Here is a 19,851-nt window from a genome sequence, read left to right on the forward strand (position 1 = left end):
TGGCGCCGTAAACTACCCGGCTCCGACCGCTAAGCGGTACGGAGCGGGCTTTCAGTAGCCCTGAGCCTGTTCTGCTCTACCAGAGAACAAAACAAGCCCGAACCTCTAGGCTGGTTTACGACAGCCCCCAAAAGCGCAATCACATTCGCACCATTCAAGTCCGCATCCCCTTCCCATCCACAGTGCCCACACTTGAACTGCTTGCCACTGCGATAGGATTGCGCAGGGTCGGGATGAATGTGCAAACACCGGTGGCAGGTCTGCGACGTGTAGGCAGGCGGCACCAGAATCAAAGCAACCCCTGCACGCAGAGCCTTGTACTCCAAAAATTGACGGAGTTGATAAAACGCCCAACTGTTGGCCCTGCGCCGCTCGGCTTTGCTGCGGGGTTGTTGATTGACTCTTTTCCGGATCCCTGTCAAGTCTTCCAGAGCAATAGCGCTGTTGGTAGCTTTTGCCCTAGAGACAATAGCTTTGGAGATGCGATGATTGACCCACACTTGAAAGCGTCTCTCCTTGCCAGACAGCCGTTGCAGCAGTTGACGGCATCTGCGCCGCGAACTGCGGGTGCCCTTACTGGCTTTGCGTTGGAGTACCGCCCTCAACCGGGAGTAGTGGTCTCGGACTCTGTTCAACTGCTGTCCATTCCAGTTGTCCCCCTCTGACGTATGGGCAATATCCGTCCTTCCCAAGTCCACCCCGATCACCTTGTCGGTATCTTGTTTGGGTGGCTTTTCCTCTACGCAAATCTGGATGTAGTAGGAGCCATCCTTCCGCTGGACTAGGGTGGCCGATTTGGGGTTAGAGCCAGCCAGCATTCCCCTCTGGTAGTTACCAATGGCTAGCTCAAAGCGTTCTCTCCCTTCAACCGTGGTCAGCGACACCGTCCAGTCTTTCTCGCGGAACGAAAAGATACGAGCGTCGTAGGTAGCGAAGCCCCCTTTGAACGCTTTGACGGGGCGGTTTTTCTGTTGGGCAACTTTACGGGCGCCGGCCAGCTGTCTGCAGACCTGCTGAGCCAAGTTACTGGATAAGCCGAACCGGGCACGGATTTCGCGGTAGCACAGAGACTGGAGCTTAACGGCGTTGGCGACTTTCTCCGGCGTGTTCTGGTTGACCCAATTCAAGGCTTGGCCAAAAGCCTCCAAAGTCGCGTCCAATTTGGCGGCTTGCGACTGGGACGCCTTGAGCTTGCAGGATACGGTCAGGACTTGGGTCATGGTTCTATCATAACTTCCGCATTCCTCCCGACACTGACCCTACGGGTACAGTGCGGGGCTCCTGCGATTTCTAGCTGAGAATCCGTTGAGCAGCGTTCAAAGGACTCCGTCTCGGCCTTGGGTCAACCAGTTGGTTTGAGTCAGCCTTAGTCTACCACCCCTGGGGTGAGCCACCCTTGGCTTGAGCAAGCTGTAGTGCAACCTGGCCAAAATGCCGCCAAATGGCCTCTGCCTGTGGCCCCACCTGGCGCAGAATCCAACCCTTACAGATGGGATCCGGAGACTTGACCAGCCAGTATGGGGACTCCGTTCCGCTGATGTGAACGGTCAGCCAAGTGGGTTCCGGCCAATCCCCCAGCAAGTACAGGGATCCCCAACAGAGATGGGATCCCAGCACTGACGCGGCGGAGACCTGCCGATGGGGAAAGTGCAGGTCTATGTGTTCCTGCAGCCAGAGTTTTCTCCCCTCGGGGGAGCATGGGATCCCAGCAGTGACCCAAACTTGCAGGCAGTTGGCAAGATGTTCAAACTGCCAGCGCTCGTCCATGGCCAGTCGTCCGGCAGTCCAGATCTCGGCATAGGCCAGGCGGGCTGTGGGATCCAGTTCGATCTGCACCTGCTGGCGAAAGTCTGCCCCTGCCCCCGGAATGGTCGGGTGAGGGATCCAGATCAACTGGCTGGTGGGGGCCAGCTTGACCTTGACCTGTTGCCGAATCAAGCCGGGATGCAGCCGCGTTGCCCCTTGGGTGCGAATTTCCAGCGCCGAGCCTGGCCCCAGCCCGATCTCGATCCGGTGGCGATCCCCACCCAGCAGGCCGCCGTTGGGGTTGCGCAGGTAGTACACAGGTGGCTCCCCAGGGGATCCCAGCCATTGCAGGGGAGCCTGAGAATACTCCCAAATACGGGTATGTTCGCCTCGGCGGGTTGCCTTCAAGATGGCCTTACCGAAGTTCACAGGCGGCTCACCGAGGGGGGGTCGGCCTTGATGGGCCGAAACAGCACCTCCCGCTCCAGCCAACTGAGAACCTGCTCCAGCCCCTCACCCGTGCGCAGGTTGGTAAAGACAAAGGGCCTATCTCCCCGCATGCGACGGGCATCCCGTTCCATCACCCCCAAGTCTGCTCCCACATAGGGAGCCAGATCGATCTTGTTGATCACCAGCAGGTCGGAGCGGGTGATCCCCGGCCCGCCTTTGCGCGGGATCTTGTCCCCTTCGGCCACGTCGATGACGTAAATGCAGGCGTCCACCAGCTCCGGGCTGAAGGTAGCTGCCAAGTTGTCCCCCCCCGATTCCACCAAGATGAGATCCAGGGGGCAAAAGCGGCGCTCCAGCTCCTGAATGGCGTCTAGGTTGAGGGAGGCATCTTCCCGAATGGCGGTGTGGGGGCAGCCGCCGGTCTCTACGCCAATGATCCGCTCTGCCTCCAGGGCCTTGGCCCGCACCAAAAACTCGGCATCCTCGCGGGTATAGATATCGTTGGTCACCACCGCCAAAGACAGGTGGTCCCGCAGCGCCAAGCAGAGCTTTTCCACCAAAGCGGTTTTTCCGGATCCCACCGGGCCGCCAATGCCAACCCGTACCGGCTGGGAAGCCTGCACAACTTTGCCCAACATCTGACCACCTAATGCTCTTTGAGGGCATTCTAGAATCAGAAGCTTGCAAGGGATCCGGGTATGGTTCGGCTTTTGGTGGCAACTGCTGTGGTGCTGGTGGGATTTTTGCTGGTTAACCGCCTCTATCGCAACCCGCTGAGTTCGGAGCCGAGACCAGAGCAAGCCAGCCCAGAAGCTGCCCAGCAAGGGATCCCTCAAGGTGGGCCGCTGCAGATTTACCAATCTCGGGAACAGATCCAGCAAACCCTCAACCAAGGGGCTACCGCCACCCAGCAGCAGGTGGAAGCCGTTGAGCAATCCTTGGGCAATCCTTGACAGGTTGCAAGCCCTGCAGGAGTGTCTGGAACGAAACCAAAAGACCAAGGCCCCCTTCTCAACGGGAGAAGGGATCCCTCCCCCAGACCGTGAAGCGCCCCTCAGGCTTGGGCGGATCCCCCAGACGCGCTAAAGTCGAGAATGCTGCAATTTTACAGACTGTCCATGCGGATCCCTCCTGTTACCCCAGAGAAAGCCGATAAGCAACTGCAAAAGGTTTACGAAAGCCTGGAGAAAACCTACGGCACCGCCCTCAACCCCCTGCAGGTGATGGCCCACAAGCCCCAACTGATGCGAGCCGTGATGAACCTCTACGGGGCGCTGCACACCCAAAACCCCAACTTGCCTGAAGAGCTGAAGGAGCTGGTCAGCATCCGCATTGCCCAAATCAACGGCTGCCGCCACTACTGCCTTCCCTACCACACCCTGCAGGCGCAAAAGTACGGCGCCTCCCCTGCCAAAATTGCGGCGGTGGCCCAGGCCCGCACCAGCACCCTCTACACCGAGGCGGAAAAGCTGGCCATCGAGTACGCTGAGCGGATGACCGTGCCCAGCATGGTGGTGACCGACAGCTTCTTTGCCCAGCTAAAAGCCATTTGGTCAGATGAAGATCTGGTGGAGCTATCGGCTTGGATTGGCTTCATGAACTTCTGGACCAAGGTGATTGCCGCCCTAGATGTGCCTTTGGATCCCGTCTTTGCCGAGCAACTTCACGTCTCTTAGGTAGCGGCGGGCTCTCCTCTCCCAGAGGGAGAGGGGATGGGGGTGAGGGATCCCGCCCCCCAGCCTGCCTCTAGGCCCAGTCGTCTCGCGTGCTAAAGCTGCGGTCGTACACCTGGCCGCGGGCATGGATCTGGCGAGTCCGGGCGAACAGCTCTTCTTCGCTCAGGCCCCACTGTTCCAGGATTTGATCCAAATCCCGCTGCAGATCCCAGGCACCGGGGAAACCGTGGTAACGGATGCGCAAACGGGCGACTTCCGCCAGCACCCACTCGGAGAGGGGCCTCTCCTGAGCCTGCACCATCAGCTCATCGAGCGCAGCTCGGTCGGTGGCATATTGCGGATGTTGCTGCTCTCTCCGGGATGGGCCATTCGCGGGTGAACGGGATATAGCCATCGGTCTCCCTCCTTTTTCTCTCACTCTAGTTGAGTTCCCCTGGAGATTTTCAATATCGAGGATTGGGATCCTTGATGGCATGGGATCCCGAGAAGGCAGAAGAAAACCGCTATACTGCAAATGTTGCAGACTATAAACATTCTTCAGTTGCGGAGGCGGCGGCTATGCCCATGCCCATGATCGAGACCCGTACCGACCGGATGTTGCTCAACTTTGGGCCGCACCATCCCTCCATGCATGGGGTTTTGCGCCTGCTGGTCACCCTAGATGGCGAAAACATCGTCGATTGCGAACCGGTGATTGGCTACTTGCACCGCGGCATGGAGAAAATCGCCGAAAACCGCACGGTGGTGCAATACCTGCCCTACGTCTCCCGTTGGGACTACGGGGCCGGCATGTTCAACGAGGCCATCACCGTCAATGCCGTTGAGAAACTGGCCGGGATCAGCGTGCCCAGACGGGCCAGCTACCTGCGGGTGATCATGTTGGAGCTAACTCGTATTACCAACCACCTGCTCTGGTTTGGCCCCTTCTTAGCAGATTTGGGCGCACAAACTCCCTTTCTCTACGCCATGCGGGAGCGGGAGTGGATCTTGGATTTGTTTGAAGCCGTCACCGGCATGCGCTTGATCAACAACAACTATTTCCGGGTGGGCGGCGTGGCGGTGGATTTGCCCTACGGCTGGACGGAAAAATGCCTAGACTTTTGCGAGTATTTCTTGCCCAAAGTGGATGAATACGAGCGGCTGGTGACCGACAACCCGATTTTCCGCCGGCGGCTGGAAGGGGTGGGAGCCATCTCCAAGCAAGACGCCATCAACTGGGGTCTGTCGGGTCCCATGTTGCGGGCCTGTGGCGTCAACTGGGATCTGCGCAAAGTGGATCACTACGAATGCTACGACGACTTCGACTGGGAGGTGGCCGTTTACCCCGAAGGGGATTGCCTGGCCCGCTATCGGGTGCGCATGAAAGAGATGCGGGAGTCCTGCAAGATCGTGCAGCAAGCCGTCAAGGCTTTGCCAGGAGGCCCCTTTGAAAACCTGGAAGCCAAGCGCATGCTGGAGGGGCCGAAGTCGGAGTGGAACAAAGGGGACTACCAGTTCATCAGCAAAAAGCCTTCCGCCAATTTCAAGATCCCCAAGGGGGAAGCCTACGTGCGGGTGGAGAGCGCCAAAGGAGAGCTGGGCATTTACATTGTTGGTGACGACAACGTCTGCCCGTGGCGCTGGAAGATCCGTCCCCCCGGCTTTGTCAATTTGCAAGTGTTGCCTCAGCTCATTCGCGGCATGAAGGTAGCCGACATGATCGCCATCCTCGGCAGCATTGACATCATCATGGGCGAGGTGGATCGCTAGGAATCGCTAAGATACTTACGGAAAGCGAGGACAAAGGCGATGGCCTGGGCGATCTTGGTTCTGCCGCTGTTGATTGTGTCTGCTATTGCTGCGGTTATCGGCCCCAAGCAATGGGCTAAGTACCAAGAGGAAAGGCGCCGCCGCGCGGAGGAGCTATCCGATGCCCGTCTTCAGGCCATCATCCAGCAGGAGCTACGCCGCCGTAACCGCCCCCCCCAGTCGGATCCCAACGGCAAGACCTAGCTACAGGGATCCCAAACCCTACCCAACCCGCCATCTCTAGGGAGCTACTCACCCCCATGACAAACGCTGGTATCGACCTACAACTTGGCTTCGAGACTGCCCTACAGAACCTAGGCTTGGGAGCAGGTGCAGCCCATGCCCTCTGGATGCCCCTGCCGATGTTGCTGCTGATCATCGCCGCCACCTTGGGGGTGATGGTCATGACCTGGCTGGAGCGAAAAATCTCGGCAGCAGCCCAACAGCGGATTGGCCCCAACATGGCCGGCCCTCAGGGGGTGCTGATCCCGATTGCCGATGGCATCAAGCTGCTGACCAAAGAAGATGTTCTGCCCATCTTGGCCGACCCAGTCTTGTTCACGCTGGGGCCGATATTGGTTTTCCTGCCCGTCTTTTTGTGCTACCTGGTGGTTCCCTTTGGCCAGAACCTATTGATCTCCAACATTGCCATTGGCGTGTTCTTCCTGATCGCCACCTCCAGCGTGCAACCCATCGGTTTGTTGATGTCGGGCTACGGTTCCAATAACAAGTACTCCTTGCTGGGTGGGCTACGCGCGGCAGCTCAATCGATCAGCTACGAACTGCCGCTGGCCCTGTCAGTGTTGGCCGTGGTGCTGATGAGCAACGGTCTGGACACGGTGGGGATCGTGGAGCAGCAGAGCGGCCTGGGCATTCTGAGCTGGAACGTCTGGCGGCAGCCCATTGGCTTTGTCATTTTCCTGATCTCGGCTCTGGCGGAAACGGAGCGGATCCCGTTCGATTTGCCGGAAGCAGAAGAAGAGCTGGTAGCCGGTTACCAAACGGAGTACTCCGGCATGAAGTTTGCCCTGTTTTATCTGGGATCCTACGCCAACTTGCTGCTGGCTTCTCTGATTGCGGCAGTGCTGTACTTGGGGGGCTGGTCGTTCGTGGTGCCGGTGGAAACGATTGCTGCACTTGCCGGGATTCCTTTGGATAACCCTTTCTTGCAGATCGGCGCGGCGGCCTTAGGCATTGTCATGACGATGGTCAAAGCTTTTATCTTCATCTTCTTGGCCATCCTGCTGCGCTGGACCTTGCCGCGAGTGCGCATTGACCAACTGCTGGACTTGGGGTGGAAGTTTTTGCTGCCCGTATCCTTTGTTAACTTGCTGCTGACGGCAGCCCTAAAGCTCGCCTTCCCCACCTTTTTTGGGGGTTGAATGAGAAGTAAAGAGGCCAGAGAGGGAGAACATAGACCATGACTTTTCTAAAGCGTGTCAAAGAATATGTGGGCGATGCCTTCCGAGCTGCCAAATACATTGGCCAGGGAATGGGGGTGGTTTTCGACCACATGGGTCGGCGCCCAGTAACTGTGCAATACCCCTTCGAAAAGCTGATCCCCTCTGAGCGCTTTCGGGGACGCATCCACTTCGAGTTTGATAAGTGTATTGCCTGCGAGATCTGCGTTCGGGTTTGCCCAATTGACCTGCCAGTGGTGGATTGGGCCTACAACCCAGAGCTGAAGAAAAAGGAGCTTTACAGCTACAGCATTGATTTTGGGGTGTGCATTTTCTGTGCCAATTGTGTGGAGTTTTGCCCCACCAACTGCCTCTCGGTAACTGAGGATTATGAGCTGGCCGCCTACGACCGCCACGACCTCAACTACCATCAGGTGGCGATGGGCCGTCTGCCCTCTAAAGTTACCGAAGACCCGATGGTGACCCCCTTGCGAGAATTTGCCTATCTGCCCAAAGGGGTAATCGATCCCCACGATTTACCTGCTGGATCCCAGCGTGCCGGTAAACGACCCGAAGAGATTTTGGCGGAAATGCGCGCTGCCAAGGCAGCCAAAGAGAAGGAAGCCAAAGCTGCAGTGGAGTAGTCGGAACAGCCAACGGCCTAGATTGCTGGTGGAGAGACCTATCCCTAGGGGCAAAGAGAGTGTGAACTTACCCGCAGATTCCCCTGAGGCGGCTAACCCGCTAAAGGCTTGGGCGACAATTCCGCTCCTGCGAACTGTTTGCGAAGTGTTATGGTAAAGCGAATGGAAGCAGTTGACTGGGAGCAACGTTCAAACAGTTTCATCATAGGGTTCGGAAGAAAAAGAACAGGCAGCCGCCCCCTCTTACTAGGAAGGAGGCTAGAAGCACGGAGGCTAGCGAAGAACGCTGGCTGCAACTAGGGTTGTAGGTAGCCATCGCAAATCTCTAACAAGAAAACGAAATTAAGAGCCAAAGCTGCTTGCAAGGTTTGCCAACCCCCCTTCAGGGAAACCGAAAGGCAGGGTCACCCATATGGTAGGTACCCAAAGGGACATCAAAACCCGGCGGCAGGGCAACTGCTAAGTCTCCAGGGGAAGAAACGGCAGAAATACCCATAGCATCCTCACATTTCAAAAGGGTAGCCTTCCACGCCTGAGCAACCTTGAGCCAAAGGAAAACCAATCGCCTAAACACAGACAAAAGCTAGTTTACGGGAATGCTAGGTCCAAGGTTGAAATAAGTCGTGCTGCCAGGGTTAGTTGTGTTGTCGAAGGTGCTAAGGGTGATGGTTCCCACTGTGATGGGCGCTGGGGAAGGGACAGCAGGGGTGATACGAACCTGACCGCCAAAGGGAAGGATAAACGGAGCCGGGAAGGTGACGACATCCCCAGACACCGATGTGGAAGTGGCAATAACTGTGCCGTCTGCCTGAGTAATAGTTACCGTTGCAGCTGCAGGTAAGCTAGGGATTGTGATCCTTGGGCCAGAAGGTATGGGCGTGGGTGTAGGCGTCGGGGTGGAAGGAGGCGTCGGCCTAAGTGTGGGCACGGGTGTAGGTGTCAGGGTGGGAGAAGGCGTTGGCTCAGGTGTGGGCACGGGTGTAGGTGTCGGGGTGGGAGAGGGCGTCGGCCTAAGTGTGGGCACGGGTGTAGGTGTCGGGGTGGGAGAGGGCGTTGGCTCAGGTGTGGGTGTGAAGAGTCCCACAGCAACTCTCTCAGCAAAGTTCCCCTGGAAGGCATTGCCGGCTAGGTAGGCTGCAATCACCACATCTGGGGTGCCGGGGGCCGCTTGAATTGCTATCCCTCTGCCCTCGCCCCGAGCCAGAAATGTATTTCCAGAAAGGGTACGGGCTTGTGTTCCTTGCAAGATGCGAATGCCGACGCTCCCGGCTATCCCACCCACGCCGATCCTGTTGGATTGAATGGATGGAATTGAGCCTGCCCCATCCAGTTGAATCCCGGTAGTGCCGCTCCTACCTGCTTGCCGAGCCTGCAGCACTAAGCCAGCCCCAGCGGTAGGTGGATCCCCTTCGATTTGGTTGTTGCGGAAGATCCCGCCGGAGTTGTCGCTGTAGCGAACAGCCAAAGTCCCTAAAGCTTGTAAGAGAATCGTGTTGTTCTCGAGGGTTGGGTTACTTCCTGGTGTTGTGCCTATGCCCACCCCGCCTGTTTTGCTAACGATTGACGAAATGCCGCTGACTCGACTGTTTCCGGAGATCTGCACACAGGGATCCAAAAATTGCTGGCACAAAATCTCGGCCAATTGGTTCAAGGCTCCCTCTAGAACCGCAGCATTGCCGTTGACCAAGATGTTGGAGCGAGGGTCGTTGAGGGTGACCTTGCTCGGCTGAAAGGTGCCACCGTTGACCTGAATCTTTCCACCTTCCAACACGACCTCTACCCCTTGCAGGCTAGTTTGGCTGGCTACAACCACATCGAACAACCCCGCTAGGATCTCGTAGGCAGCAGAGCTGGTAATCCGAATCCGCCCGCCATTGGTGCCGTCACCTCCATCCAGGGCGAGGTTCTTCTCCAGTCTCTCCTTGCCCGCCCCCAAAATCTGGATCAGCACCTCTAGTCCTGCTGTGGCATTTTGCAGCCGCTGCGCTTCTGCAACGGCATCAGCCACCTTGGTAAAGGGGCCCCTGGCCGGATCCACTTGCAGGACGACAGATCCACTACCTGGCGACGGCAGAGGGGGAGAGTTGCCTGTGCCTCCTCCACAGCCGAAAGCGATCCCTGCCAACAGAGGCAGCAAGGCTGAACAGATCCCCCAACCAGACTTGGATACTTGGCCAAGCATAGGTGGAAAGCTCCTTACAAGCGCTTAGCGGTTAAGGTTGTTACAGCAACAAACAAGAACAACAAGCAACTGCCACGAGGTCAAAGTGCAGATGGCCAAGTTGCGATCCAATGCCCTCAGCAAAAGCATCCTCTGATGGATCCTCTGTTTAGTCAAGGCTTCGCCAGGGATCCGCAATCAATCGGCAACAAAAATCTCAAAAATCTAGCGCTCTTCAGGTACTTCGAGGGTTCCGGCGAGGATGTCTTGCTTCACCGCTTCCACAGCAGCCACCAAATCCGCTGAGAGCAAGGCTTGGTTGTATTCATCCAGGGCATAGCCCACACCCTCGTTCTCCAGGCCAAAGGTTTGAATGCCGCCGACAAAGTTGCCTTAAAGTTGCCTTCCACCACGCTGCGAATCACTTCATAGGTGGCCATATCCACCCGCTTCAGCATCGAGGTGAGACCGTGGTTGAGGGTGGCAGGGTTGTTATCGGTATCCCCCAGGTAGTTTTGGTTAGCATCCACACCGATAAAGAACAGCGGACGGGTATCTCCGCTGCAGATGCTGGCATAATCGGCGGGTTTGGGCACTTCCGCAAAGGGATCTCGAATGAAACTCACCCCGGCGGGCAGCCCTGTAGGATGCTGTTGGGCCAGAGCAGCCCAAAGAGCAGCGAGGTAACATCATCTCCCGCCGTATCCGTGTCGATCAAAAAGCGTTGCACAGCCATACCCAGGCTAAGCCCAAATCAGGGTGACATCTTAACCTTTGCGGGCAGTCTCAGGGCAGCCGCTGAGCCGGTGTATCTTGAAAAGGGATCCCTGTAGACCAGAGTTGGCGATGTCCTTCTCCATCCGCTCCATTACACCACAACAGATGGCCCAATACCTACAGGATCCCGAGGCCGGCCCTCTGCAATTGATCGATGTGCGGGAACCGGCAGAGCTGGAGCTGGTGAATTTAAATGCCCTGGGCTTTCGCAACTACCCCTTGAGCCGGTACGAGGAATGGAGGGAACGGATCCTCACAGAGCTGGATCCGAATCAGCCAACTTTTGTGCTCTGTCATCATGGCATCCGCTCTGCTCAGATGAGCCGGTGGCTACAGGCCAACGGGTTCACTCAGGTTCATAACATCAGCGGCGGCATTCACGCTTGGGCTTGTGAGGTGGATCCCTCCCTGCCCACCTATTGAGGTCACGGGCAAACCAGCACCATGTTCCCCATTCTTCATCTGCAGGGGGATCCCCAACAACGAGGCCAACAGTATGGATCCCAGGCGGCCCAACTCATTCGCCACAGCATTGCTAGTTACGCCCGCCAATTTGCCTACCGCTGTGGTCTCACCTGGCAGCAGGCCCAGACCCAAGCAGAGGGATCCCTGCCCTGGCTAGAGCGCCACGTGCCCCACCTGCTGGAAGAAATCCAAGGCATTGCCGCGGGGAGTGGCTTTCGTTTCGCCGAGATTCTGGCCCTCAATTTGCGCACCGAGATTTTATCCAGATCGGTTCCCAGGGGATCCCATCCCGACTGCGCCGCTGCTCTGGAACACAATCTCCAAAACGGGGTGCCCCAGCACCCACCGGATCCTGCTCATGAATTCAAGGGGATTGATCTCATTGATCCAGCCCAAGCCAACCCGGATGGGGGAGAATGCACCACCCTGGCGGCCTTGCCCCAGGCTACCTCCACCCACCACACCTACTTGGCCCAAACCTGGGATTGGATCGGGGAGCAGCGCAGGGCCTGTGTGCTGTTGTGCGTTCGCTCCGATACCCACCCTGCCTACCTCACCCTGACCGAAGCTGGGATCCTGGCCAAAATTGGCCTCAATCAAGCAGGGTTGGCCGTGGCCCTCAACCTCTTGCGCTCTACCCTAGATGGGCAAACCGAGGGAATGCCGGTGCATTTGCTATTGCGCTTGTTGTTGGAGTGTGAGGAGTGGCAGCAAGCTGTGGAGAGGGTGGGATCCTATCCTTACACCGCGTCCTCTTGTGTCAGCGTTGCGGGTACCGCAGGACAGGCGGTAGGCCTACAGCCCGCTAGTGCAATCAGCTTTGAAATCAGTCCACGAGGAATTGGCCTGCATCTCCCTCAAGGAGGGATCCTCGCCCACACCAATCATTTCCTGGATCCGGCCTTGCGAGAAGATGAGCTGCCCCCCCATATAGGATCCTCCACAAGGCTAGAACGGGCCTATCATTTGCTTCGCCAGAGTGCTCAAACGGGAACCCTAGACGCGGTCACTCTTCAAAAAATCCTACAGGACCGGACGAATGCCCCCCACTGCATCTGCCGCTATCCGGATCCCCATCTGCCCGCCTGGGATCGCACCGAAAGCGTAGCGGCTGTGGTGATGGATCTGAACCAACAAATCCTGCATGTGGCCCCCAACATTCCCGATCACGTGGAGTTTGTACCGATTTCCGGGATTTTCTAGGTTTGGAAGATGCAGTAGGATCGAGCTGAAGAGAGAGGAGGGGCAGGCGATCGCGTCCTTGCTGTCGCCACCAGACAGCGGGATGAGGAAAGTCCGGGCTTTCAGAAGAACACACCGCTGGGGAAAGCCCAGTGCGGGTAACCGCGAGGATAGTGCCACAGAAACATACCGCCGATGGCTGGGATCCCAGCACAGGTAAGGGTGCAAAGGTGGGGTAAGAGCCCACCAGCAACGTCGTGAGGCGTTGGCTCGGTAAACCCCGGTGGAAAGCAAGGCCGCAGCCGCAGGATCATGGCTGTTCTTCGCCCCTGTCGGTTGCATCGAGATCACGGTACCCAAAGCGGGGAAGGGTGCTCTCGATGGTGGTGAGCCGCTAGAGGGTGATGGCAACATCACTCCCAGATGGATGATCGCCAGTGCAACTCTGCACTACAGAACCCGGCTTACAACCTCCTCTCTTTTCTATCTGGTCTCTGTTGGGTCACGCCTGCCATCCACAGCTCCACGCAGGCTTGCAGGAGGGAGGGTATCCTGTCGGGTTCAGCGCTTTCTTCTGATTGTTTATCTGCCGGTTTCTCCTCATTCTGCTCCTCGACAGAGGGCTCCGCCCCGTCGGCGTGAACGGTGGGCAACTCGGCGGTTACTGCCAGCATGGCTGCTCCCAAAATCATCACATGCAAAACCCCAACGGCTGCATTAAGGCGATCCGGCTCGACAGATTGCAACTCAGAGTTGGGAAATCGCCGCAAATACTCTGTCAGCTGTTCTTGGGCCTGAGAAAAACCCATCCGCAAGGCGCGACGATGTTCCTCAGAATAAAGGCCAGCCTCCCCGACCAGGGAGCGCACCAGTTCAGGATTATCGGCCAAAGCCCGAAAACAGGTGTGGACATAGCGCAGGAGAATGGCTTGCAACCCAGAACCTTGAGAGGGGGCGGGATCCGCCTTCAGGGGCAGATCGGCAATGCCGGAAAAAACCCCCAACTCGCCAAATACGGCCAGGAGTAGCCCCTGCTTGGTGCCGAAGTGCCGAAACAGGGTGACCTCATTCACTCCGGCCAAATCCGCAATTTGACGGGTGGTGGTCTGGGTGATGCCCTGACGAACGAACAGCTCCCGAGCCGCATTCAGCAGCCTTTGCCGAGAAGAAGGACGTGCCATAGTGAGGAGAAAACCTGAAGAATTGCGGCGGGCTGCAAGTGACGCTTGCATTTACGGTGGAATACCGCTAGGCTTAATGTCAAGCGAGAGGATGTCGGCAGCGTTGCCTCTGCTCCTCTTCTTCCTGTGTAGCCAAGTTCATCACAGCGGAGCACATAGCAAGTCACCGCTGGCTATGGCGGTGTCTTCAGGGGTTTGACTCCGTTTTCACGTTGGGCCGCTGTTATCCGGCGGCCTTAACTTGGGCTTTGTGTTTTGGCTCTTTCGTAGTCAGTCTAGTCTACTTCTTCTTCTGAGGTTTTGTGGGTTCATGACCACTTCTTTTTCTCGCCAATCGCTGAATCATCCCGCTCCGCTCAATCGGCCCGAGCCCCAAGAGTCCTTTCGGTTTGCTTGGGAACATGTGCTCTTCTTTGCCATTTTTCACGTGGTGGCCCTGGTGGGAGGCATTTTCTTCTTCTCCTGGCCCGCTCTGGGGGTAGCCCTGTTTCTCCACTGGTGTTTCGGTAGCTTGGGCATCTGCCTGGGGTACCACCGCTTGCTCAGCCATCGTAGTTTCCAGGTGCCCAAGTGGCTGGAATATGTCTTCACGACTCTCGGTGCCCTGGCCGTTCAAGGGGGGCCGATCTTTTGGGTGGGCGGCCACCGTCAGCATCACGCCTTTACCGAAGATGAGGAGAGGGATCCCTATTCTGCTCGTAAGGGCTTTTGGTGGAGCCATGTGCTCTGGCTGATCTACCACCGCGAAGAATTTTTTAACCCTGAGAAGTATTTTGCCTTTGCGCCCGACTTGGCTCGGGATCCCTTCTACCGCTGGCTGGATAGGTATGCTCTGCTTTTGCAACTGCCGTTGGCCGCGATACTCTACCTGCTGGGGGGCTGGTCATTCGTCGTGTACGGTATCTTTGTGCGGACAGTGCTGCTGCTGCATTGCACCTGGTTAATCAACTCGGCCAGCCACTTCTGGGGTTACCGGACTTTCGAGAGCAATGACAATGCTCGTAACCTTTGGTGGGCGGCGATTCTGACCTATGGTGAAGGGTGGCACAACAACCATCATGCCGACCCGAAGTGCGTTAAGGCCGGTTTGCGTTGGTGGGAGATCGACATGACCTACTGGGCCATTTGGCTGTTGGCGAGATTGGGCCTGGCTCGTAAGCTGCACCTGCCTGCCCAAGGCCAAGCTGCTCGCTGAACTGGTTTTTCCCAGACCTTGCAGAGGAATCATCCGGGGATCCCTATCCCTAGGGATCCCTTTTGGGTTGCAGAGAGAGCTAGTCTTCTAAGGGGCTATACTGCCACGCTCCATAGTGGTCAAGAATACGCTTAATTTGTTCTATGTCGGCATCGGGTTCTTGATGAATATGCAATGCCTCTATTTGGCTGTCTTGGTAGCGAAAGGTGGAGTTTTTTTTCCACTCCAGCTCCGTTTTCACCCCTGAAACACAAGCCAAATGGGCAGCCAATTCCCGATAAACCATCAGGGGCATAGAATCGTAGCGAACAGCGTAGCGTTTCAGCTTGGGGACGCTCACGTATGACAACCCAATCAACGTAGCTCAAAACAACTCAAGTATAGTCACTTCAAGTTAGATTAAGACGCTTCCTAACTACTCCGCGGTGTCGCCCAAATGCTCCGCATCACTTCCGCGAGCCCCCCAATCCCTCTCCCTAAGAGAGAGAAGAGCTAGGAAGCACTGCAACGGAACAGTTTCATTCCTCATTGAAATGACTATAACTTCTGGGCAATACAGTCACCAAAACCCCCCGCTCAACACTCTTTGCTGGACACTTGACCGGCAAAACAGGATAGGACTAAGCAATTTTGTCATCGACCAAAGTGCAGCAGTTTACCTGATCCAGGCAAATCTTTCCCCATTGCAAGGCCCAGCGTACTAAGGCCACCCGATTTGCCGTTCGGGTCTTGCTCAAAATATTGCTGATGTGATTGTCAACGGTGCGCTTGCTGATCTCTAGGCGTTCCGCGATGTCCTGATTGGTCAGTCCTGCTGCAATCAACTCAATGACCTGCAGCTCCCGTTCGGACAACAAGTCCGCGGAATGATAGTCGGTGCCCATTCCGAATGCCTGCTTAAGATGAACTGTAAGGATTACCTACCCCAATTCTAGGGGATCACCCCTGAGATGGACAGCCCTGAAGAAAGGAAATCTTAGGCGATTCTCGTCCAGATTCTGGCTGCGGGCCACTGACGCGAGCGTCTTCGGGCGGGTTTCACAAGGGATCCAGGTGCTTCCGGGGCAGTTCCACCTGAACCCACAGCCCACCGGTTTGCGGGTGATTGCGCAGTTGGATGGTGCCCCCGTGAACTTCGACAATTTGTCGCACAATTGCCAGCCCTAGGCCAGTTCCGCCTTTGCTGCGGGCCCGCGCAGTGTCGGTGCGGTAAAAGGGCTGGAAGACCAACTCAAATTGATCCTCTGGCAGGCCGGGGCCGTGGTCGTACACCTCTAGCCGCACCTGGGATCCCTGCTCCGAAAGCACCACGTGGATAGGAGAGTCGGGCTTGCCATACTTGATGGCGTTGTCCAAGAGATTGAGAACGAGGCGGTATAGGCGTTGCTCATCTCCCCAGAGGTAAATCTGGGACGATCCCCTCAGGTGCAGTTCCTGGTGGCGGGGTTTGGCCAACGGCTCCAAACTTTGCCAGGCTTCCTGCACCAGACTTGCCAGATCCACCCAGCGCCACTGAGAGCGGGATGCGGCTCCCAGATTGAGGGCACTGAGTTCGAGCAAGTCTTGAACCAAACGGCTCAGGCGCAGAGTCTCATTCAGCAATCGTTCTACCCAGACTGCCTGAGCGGCATCGACCCGGCTTTGTAAAGTTTCGGCCAGCAAGCGAATGGAGGTGAGGGGGGTTTTCAGCTCGTGAGCCACATCCGAAGCCCAGCGATCCCGCTGTTGGGCCAGCATTTTTGCTTCCAGCCGGTCTTCCAAAAAAATGGCCACGTGCGCTTGCGGCAGCAGCAGCCCCCAAGCCCGCAGCGGAATCGGTTTGCCATCCCCACCGGAAGGGTAGAAAATCCATTCGCGACTTTGGACAGGAGCAGCGGTCTCCTGTCGGCGGGTAGCCTCGATGAGCTGATCCAACTCATAGGAGCGCACCCATTCCAGCAAGAGCTTGATGCCCGGCTGCCATTGGCTGATGCGCAGCAGGCGCTGGGCGGCAGGATTGCACTCCAGCACCACGTTGTTTTCGTCTACCCGCAGATATCCCCAAGGGAGCCGCTGACTCAGGTATTGCCAGTTTTGCAGTTGCTGTTTTTGGTTGGCCCAATCCAGATCTTGTTGGCGAAGATGACGGCTGAGCAAGCTGAGCATCTGTTCCGGGGAGTGGAGGGGCATGGCCAGATGCACCAGGGATCCCAACCGCTGCAATTCGCGTCTGAAACGGCGCCGAGTCTGCCACAGCAGGAGCAACGTGCAAAGCAAACCGATTCCCAACCCGATCAGGATCCCGGCTTCCAGTCCCATGTTCCCACCACCTTTGCTGCCATTGTCGCTCAGGGAAGCAAGAGTGGAGGCGAAAGCCCGGTTGCCGGCCTCTTATCGACGATGTACGAGGGTGGTACTGGCTTGGTCGGTGGGCACAAGCAAGATCTCGCTGATGTTCACGTGGGGGGGACGGGTTGCCGCAAACACCACCACTTCAGCCACATCCATCGCCGTCAAGGGGGTGAGGCCCTGATACACTGCTGCCGCACGGGCGCGATCCCCACGGAAGCGCACTTGGCTGAACTCGGTTTCCACCAGGCCCGGCTGAATCTCGGTGACGCGAATGGGGGTGCCCAGTAAATCCAGCTTCAGCCCCTCAGAGATGGCCCGCACGGCGGCCTTGGAAGCGCAATACACAGCGCCACCTGGGTAGGTCTGCCGACCGGCAATGGAGCCGATGTTCACCACATGGCCTCGACCTCGCTCCACCATGCCGGGCAAAACGGCGCGGGTAACATAGAGCAGACCCTTGAGGTTGGTATCGATCATCTCTTCCCAATCTTGCAAGGCCCCCGTGTGGAGCTTGTCCAAGCCACGACTTAAACCTGCATTGTTGACCAAGATGTCGATGTCGGCCCACGGCGAGGGCAAAGATTGAAGCGCCTGCTGCACGGCTGTCCCATCCCGCACATCCAAAGCCAGCAGGTAGGAAGAAGTGCCATAAGCCTGCTGCAACTCCCCAGCCAGTTCCTGCAGCCGATCCTGACGGCGGGCCACCAGAATCAGGCGGGCTCCAGAACGGGCAAAAAGGGTGGCACAAGCGGCCCCAATGCCGCTACTGGCTCCGGTGATGAGCACGATGGAGTTTTCGATCATCATTTGCTAATTCAAATGCTGTGATTTCAGTTGGGTTGAGTCGGAGAAAAATGGACAGCCACCTTCAGCTTCCTCGTCAGTTCGAGGCTACAGCCATTCTAGAGTTCGAGCCACTTCCCCAGGGGGGAGCCTGGGATCCAGCAAACGAATCGTTTCTCTGCCGTTCGGTAGCGACCCTACCGCTCCCTGCAAGAGCCTAAAGAGAGCGCTCCAGCAGCTTGACGCAAGCATACAGAGTATCCAAATGGGGAGTGGGCACCCCCACCAAACGCCCCAACTCGGTGATGGCTCCCACAATGGCCTCGATCTCCGTCCGTCGCCCCAGCTCAACATCCTGCAGCATCGAGGTGCGATGGGATCCCACGCGGGCTGCATCTTCTAGCCGCTCTTCCAAAGAGACCGGCAGCCGGATCCCTAGAGCTTGGGCTACAGCCTCAACTTCCCGCATCACCGACCGAACCAGAGCATGGGTGGGTGGGTACTGAGCGATCTCATCTTGAGCAGCTCGGGTGAGGGCGCTGATGGGATTGAAGGCGGCATTGCCCCACAGTTTCTGCCAGATCTCGGCCCGAATCTGCGAGGTGAGGGTGGTGGAAAGCTGCGCCTGTTCAAAGATGGCGGCCAAGGACTGCAACCGCCCTGACAGGGATCCATCCGGCTCCCCCAGAATGTAGCGCCCACCCCCTGTGTGCAAGACCACTCCCGGCTCTGCCAACTGCACGGCAATGTACACCACACAGCCAATCACCCGCTCTATCGGCAAATGAGCAGCGATAACCCCTTCTGGATCCACGGAAGTCAGGGAATGCCCCTCAAACTCGCCCCCATGCCGGTAAAAGTACCACCAGGGGATACCATTCTGGGCAATCACAATGGGGGTGTCGGGGCCACACAGGGATCCCAGTCGAGGGGCAAGCTGCGGCAAGCTGTGGGCCTTGACCGTCACTATCAGCCAGTCCTGTGGGCCCAGGGCAGCCGGATCGTCGGTGGCTGTCAACCGCTCTACCCAGGTTTGGGAGGGATCCCCCTGCCGGATGAGCTTCAGACCTTGGGTGCGGATGGCCTGCAGGTGAGCTCCACGCGCCACGACACTGACGGGAAAGCCAGACCGGGCCAGGCATATGGCCAAGTGACTTCCCACCGCCCCAGCGCCAACGATACAAATCTTCATGAGTTTATCATCTTTCCGCCACCCACCTCATATCCAGGTGGCCAATTGACATGGAATTGACATGGAGCTGTAACAAGGCCCGATACCGGGCCCGGGAGAAATCCCCGACAGCTTTACTCTGCCCCCCCTTGGGTCACCCTTAGGATCCCATATCCAAGCGCCACACCCACCAGGGTCAGCACAATGCAGAGTCCAGCAATGGTGAAGATCTCGCCAGCCATAGATTCAGCTTCCTCGCAAATGGGATACATCGCCTTCTCAGGATATCGGATCCCAAGCCCTGGCCTTCACTCCAAGGGTGTAGCGGCCCAAACCCAACTCCTCGAAAAACAGTCGTTCTCCCAGACTTGATGAGATCCGGCTATCCGCCTCTATAATGAAAGCAATTTACAAGTCTTTACCGGCATAGGCTAAATTGTAATGCCTACAGCCGTAAAGCTTGTTTGGTGGCTCTCGAATGGCCCGTTGGGCCTCGCGAGTTGTGGAAACGGTTCTAAGTAGGGTCTTGGAGCGCTAGGGATCCTGACTTAACGGGAAACTCCTGAGCAGTTCTTGCCAAAGAGCCGTTCAAGGAAACTGAGGCAAAAGACCCAGGAGTTGAGTCTTTATACCTAGGCTCCGCTCTTGCTTCGAAGAAGCAAACTTTGTAGTTTCATTAACGTCCTCATTCATTTAGATGTCTTTAGGGAGTAGTTCAGATGACCATAGCGGTAGGGCGCGTGCGTCAGGAGCGAGGATGGTTCGACATCGTCGATGACTGGCTCAAGCGCGACAGATTCGTGTTCATCGGCTGGTCCGGGCTGCTGCTGTTCCCCTGCGCTTACCTAGCCCTGGGCGGCTGGCTCACCGGCACCACCTTTGTAACTTCCTGGTACACCCA

At 57.2% G+C, this 19,851-nt stretch carries 22 protein-coding genes, 1 other RNA gene and 2 pseudogenes; 12 read left to right on the forward strand and 13 right to left on the reverse strand.

The window, feature by feature from the left end; all coding sequences use genetic code 11:
* Window positions 1-29: 29 nt before the first annotated feature.
* From ACVWXF_RS09415 to ureG, 3 genes are all read right to left on the reverse strand, one after another.
* Window positions 30-1,220, reverse strand: coding sequence for an RNA-guided endonuclease InsQ/TnpB family protein (locus tag ACVWXF_RS09415; RefSeq protein WP_457474249.1), 1,191 nt, complete (start codon window positions 1,218-1,220; stop codon window positions 30-32).
* Between the two features lie 151 nt (window positions 1,221-1,371).
* Window positions 1,372-2,175, reverse strand: a complete 804-nt coding sequence (locus ACVWXF_RS09420; RefSeq protein WP_457474250.1) for an urease accessory protein UreD — start codon at window positions 2,173-2,175, stop codon at window positions 1,372-1,374.
* On the reverse strand, window positions 2,172-2,834 hold the full coding sequence (ureG, locus tag ACVWXF_RS09425) for an urease accessory protein UreG (RefSeq protein WP_414352217.1): 663 nt from the start codon (window positions 2,832-2,834) through the stop codon (window positions 2,172-2,174). Before ureG ends, ACVWXF_RS09420 begins: the two co-directional genes overlap by 4 nt.
* 60 nt (window positions 2,835-2,894) lie before the next feature.
* Between ureG and ACVWXF_RS09430 the strand changes: the two genes are divergently transcribed.
* Both ACVWXF_RS09430 and ACVWXF_RS09435 read left to right on the forward strand, forming a co-directional pair.
* Window positions 2,895-3,149, forward strand: coding sequence for a hypothetical protein (locus tag ACVWXF_RS09430; RefSeq protein WP_041436298.1), 255 nt, complete (start codon window positions 2,895-2,897; stop codon window positions 3,147-3,149).
* 165 nt (window positions 3,150-3,314) lie between these two features.
* Window positions 3,315-3,872: a carboxymuconolactone decarboxylase family protein gene (locus ACVWXF_RS09435; protein WP_414352218.1), complete on the forward strand. Its 558-nt coding sequence runs from the start codon at window positions 3,315-3,317 to the stop codon at window positions 3,870-3,872.
* Window positions 3,873-3,942: 70 nt separating this feature from the next.
* Here ACVWXF_RS09435 and ACVWXF_RS09440 read toward each other — a convergent pair whose 3' ends face one another.
* Complete coding sequence (locus ACVWXF_RS09440) at window positions 3,943-4,266, reverse strand: DUF3288 family protein (RefSeq protein WP_457474251.1); 324 nt, start codon at window positions 4,264-4,266, stop codon at window positions 3,943-3,945.
* A gap of 170 nt (window positions 4,267-4,436) precedes the next feature.
* On the opposite strand from ACVWXF_RS09440, the gene ACVWXF_RS09445 reads away from it, so the two are divergent.
* Genes ACVWXF_RS09445 through ndhI form a run of 4 tightly spaced genes read left to right on the forward strand, consistent with a single transcriptional unit; the run spans window position 4,437 to window position 7,704 of the window.
* The gene (locus ACVWXF_RS09445) at window positions 4,437-5,621 is read left to right on the forward strand and encodes an NAD(P)H-quinone oxidoreductase subunit H (RefSeq protein WP_041437160.1); all 1,185 of its coding nucleotides are present in this window, start codon (window positions 4,437-4,439) and stop codon (window positions 5,619-5,621) included.
* 39 nt (window positions 5,622-5,660) lie between these two features.
* On the forward strand, window positions 5,661-5,864 hold the full coding sequence (locus ACVWXF_RS09450; protein WP_414352220.1) for a hypothetical protein: 204 nt from the start codon (window positions 5,661-5,663) through the stop codon (window positions 5,862-5,864).
* Between the two features lie 56 nt (window positions 5,865-5,920).
* A complete protein-coding gene (gene nuoH, locus ACVWXF_RS09455; protein ID WP_414331864.1) occupies window positions 5,921-7,042 on the forward strand; it encodes an NADH-quinone oxidoreductase subunit NuoH in 1,122 nt (373 codons plus the stop codon).
* 38 nt (window positions 7,043-7,080) lie between these two features.
* Complete coding sequence (ndhI, locus tag ACVWXF_RS09460) at window positions 7,081-7,704, forward strand: NAD(P)H-quinone oxidoreductase subunit I (RefSeq protein WP_457405761.1); 624 nt, start codon at window positions 7,081-7,083, stop codon at window positions 7,702-7,704.
* A gap of 583 nt (window positions 7,705-8,287) precedes the next feature.
* Here the strand turns inward: ndhI and ACVWXF_RS09465 are convergent.
* On the reverse strand, window positions 8,288-9,841 hold the full coding sequence (locus ACVWXF_RS09465; protein WP_457474252.1) for a right-handed parallel beta-helix repeat-containing protein: 1,554 nt from the start codon (window positions 9,839-9,841) through the stop codon (window positions 8,288-8,290).
* A 296-nt stretch (window positions 9,842-10,137) separates the two neighbouring features.
* The gene (locus tag ACVWXF_RS09470; RefSeq protein WP_049749562.1) at window positions 10,138-10,491 is read right to left on the reverse strand and encodes a hypothetical protein; all 354 of its coding nucleotides are present in this window, start codon (window positions 10,489-10,491) and stop codon (window positions 10,138-10,140) included.
* A 220-nt stretch (window positions 10,492-10,711) separates the two neighbouring features.
* On the opposite strand from ACVWXF_RS09470, the gene ACVWXF_RS09475 reads away from it, so the two are divergent.
* The 4 genes from ACVWXF_RS09475 to ACVWXF_RS09490 all read left to right on the forward strand — a co-directional run bounded on the left by ACVWXF_RS09475 (window position 10,712) and on the right by ACVWXF_RS09490 (window position 13,317).
* Window positions 10,712-11,065 (forward strand): rhodanese-like domain-containing protein, encoded by a 354-nt coding sequence (locus ACVWXF_RS09475; protein ID WP_457474253.1) that lies wholly within the window; start codon window positions 10,712-10,714, stop codon window positions 11,063-11,065.
* 21 nt (window positions 11,066-11,086) lie between these two features.
* Window positions 11,087-12,310 carry a C45 family autoproteolytic acyltransferase/hydolase gene (locus ACVWXF_RS09480; protein ID WP_457474254.1) on the forward strand — a complete coding sequence of 408 codons (1,224 nt, stop codon included), beginning with the start codon at window positions 11,087-11,089 and terminating at the stop codon, window positions 12,308-12,310.
* 32 nt (window positions 12,311-12,342) lie between these two features.
* Window positions 12,343-12,772: RNase P RNA component class A (rnpB, locus tag ACVWXF_RS09485), an RNA gene on the forward strand.
* Window positions 12,773-12,984: 212 nt separating this feature from the next.
* A complete protein-coding gene (locus ACVWXF_RS09490) occupies window positions 12,985-13,317 on the forward strand; it encodes a hypothetical protein (protein ID WP_457474255.1) in 333 nt (110 codons plus the stop codon).
* A 45-nt stretch (window positions 13,318-13,362) separates the two neighbouring features.
* Here ACVWXF_RS09490 and ACVWXF_RS09495 read toward each other — a convergent pair.
* A pseudogene (locus ACVWXF_RS09495) lies at window positions 13,363-13,521 on the reverse strand (TetR family transcriptional regulator); the annotation flags it as partial.
* A 259-nt stretch (window positions 13,522-13,780) separates the two neighbouring features.
* Here ACVWXF_RS09495 and ACVWXF_RS09500 point away from each other — a divergent pair.
* Window positions 13,781-14,665, forward strand: coding sequence for an acyl-CoA desaturase (locus ACVWXF_RS09500; RefSeq protein WP_414329132.1), 885 nt, complete (start codon window positions 13,781-13,783; stop codon window positions 14,663-14,665).
* Between the two features lie 79 nt (window positions 14,666-14,744).
* Here ACVWXF_RS09500 and ACVWXF_RS09505 read toward each other — a convergent pair whose 3' ends face one another.
* From ACVWXF_RS09505 to petM, 6 genes are all read right to left on the reverse strand, one after another.
* Window positions 14,745-15,005, reverse strand: a complete 261-nt coding sequence (locus ACVWXF_RS09505; protein ID WP_414343320.1) for a hypothetical protein — start codon at window positions 15,003-15,005, stop codon at window positions 14,745-14,747.
* A 280-nt stretch (window positions 15,006-15,285) separates the two neighbouring features.
* Window positions 15,286-15,549, reverse strand: coding sequence for a photosynthetic electron transport-dependent transcriptional regulator PedR (pedR, locus tag ACVWXF_RS09510; RefSeq protein WP_011432496.1), 264 nt, complete (start codon window positions 15,547-15,549; stop codon window positions 15,286-15,288).
* 154 nt (window positions 15,550-15,703) lie between these two features.
* Window positions 15,704-16,963 (reverse strand): sensor histidine kinase, encoded by a 1,260-nt coding sequence (locus ACVWXF_RS09515; protein ID WP_457474256.1) that lies wholly within the window; start codon window positions 16,961-16,963, stop codon window positions 15,704-15,706.
* Window positions 16,964-17,035: 72 nt separating this feature from the next.
* Window positions 17,036-17,803: an SDR family oxidoreductase gene (locus ACVWXF_RS09520; protein ID WP_457474257.1), complete on the reverse strand. Its 768-nt coding sequence runs from the start codon at window positions 17,801-17,803 to the stop codon at window positions 17,036-17,038.
* Between the two features lie 193 nt (window positions 17,804-17,996).
* Window positions 17,997-18,971 carry a ketopantoate reductase family protein gene (locus ACVWXF_RS09525; protein ID WP_457392665.1) on the reverse strand — a complete coding sequence of 325 codons (975 nt, stop codon included), beginning with the start codon at window positions 18,969-18,971 and terminating at the stop codon, window positions 17,997-17,999.
* 113 nt (window positions 18,972-19,084) lie between these two features.
* On the reverse strand, window positions 19,085-19,192 hold the full coding sequence (petM, locus tag ACVWXF_RS09530) for a cytochrome b6-f complex subunit PetM (protein WP_414329137.1): 108 nt from the start codon (window positions 19,190-19,192) through the stop codon (window positions 19,085-19,087).
* A gap of 477 nt (window positions 19,193-19,669) precedes the next feature.
* On the opposite strand from petM, the pseudogene ACVWXF_RS09535 reads away from it, so the two are divergent.
* A pseudogene (locus ACVWXF_RS09535) lies at window positions 19,670-19,851 on the forward strand (photosystem II D2 protein (photosystem q(a) protein)); the annotation flags it as partial.

The sequence above is a fragment of the Thermostichus sp. MS-CIW-40 genome, assembly GCF_054058315.1.